This window comes from Bartonella sp. AA2SXKL (assembly GCF_042197205.1).
Taxonomy (GTDB): Bacteria; Pseudomonadota; Alphaproteobacteria; order Rhizobiales; family Rhizobiaceae; genus Bartonella.
This window is the reverse complement of record NZ_JBHIRN010000095.1, coordinates 1-815: the sequence shown is the minus strand read 5'-3', so window position 1 is coordinate 815 and position 815 is coordinate 1. Positions and strand designations below refer to the sequence as shown.

1 protein-coding gene is annotated in these 815 nt (G+C 42.5%); it reads left to right on the top strand.

Annotated elements, in window-relative coordinates; genetic code table 11:
* A partial coding sequence (locus tag ACFINS_RS09980; RefSeq protein ID WP_375706172.1) for a translation initiation factor IF-2 N-terminal domain-containing protein occupies window positions 1-815 on the top strand: 815 nt, incomplete at both ends.

The following is an 815-nucleotide window of genomic DNA, read 5'->3' as shown; positions in this document are numbered from 1 at the left end:
CAATTACGAAACCACATGTGGCTCCCCAACGCTCTAGACCACGATTCGAAGATGCTAAACCCAATGAACCTACGGCTAAAAGTAATCTTTCATCAGCTGAAATAGAAGCAAGACTTCGTGCGTTAGAAGAAGCACATATTCAAGAAAGAATAATACGTGAACAAGCCGAAGAAGAAGCAAGACGTGCAAAAGAGCGTGAAGAAAGTTTGCGGCAAACTATTCAAAAAACTGAAATAGATGAAACACCTCAAGAAGAGGAAGAACCTACGCTACAGACACAAACTCCATCTCTTTCCCCTGCTCAATCCCAAATAGAACCGATAAATATCCCTATCACGCCTAAAAATACAACTGTAATTGAAAAACGCAAAGCAGATGAAACCAAAGAGGATGATCGAAATAGCCGACGCACTAACCTTGCTAAGTCAGAAGTGCGTGCACCCAAAGTTTTAAAAGGAGCCGATGAAAAACGTCGTGGAAAGATTACTCTTAATAGTGCATTGGACGAAGAAGGAAGTGCACGTGGGCGCTCCATGGCTGCAATGCGCCGCAGGCAGGAAAAATTTAAACGTGCGCAAAACCAAGAACCAAAAGAAAAAATTTCTCGCGAAGTTATTCTTCCTGAAACCATTACCATTCAAGAACTTGCACAACGTATGACTGAACGCTCCGTTGATGTGATTAAGTTTCTTATGAAACAGGGACAAATGATGAAACCTGGCGATGTGATTGATGCTGATGTTGCCGAGCTCATCGCCGTTGAATTCGGCCACACTGTTAAACGTGTTTTAGAATCTGACGTAGAAGAAGGTATC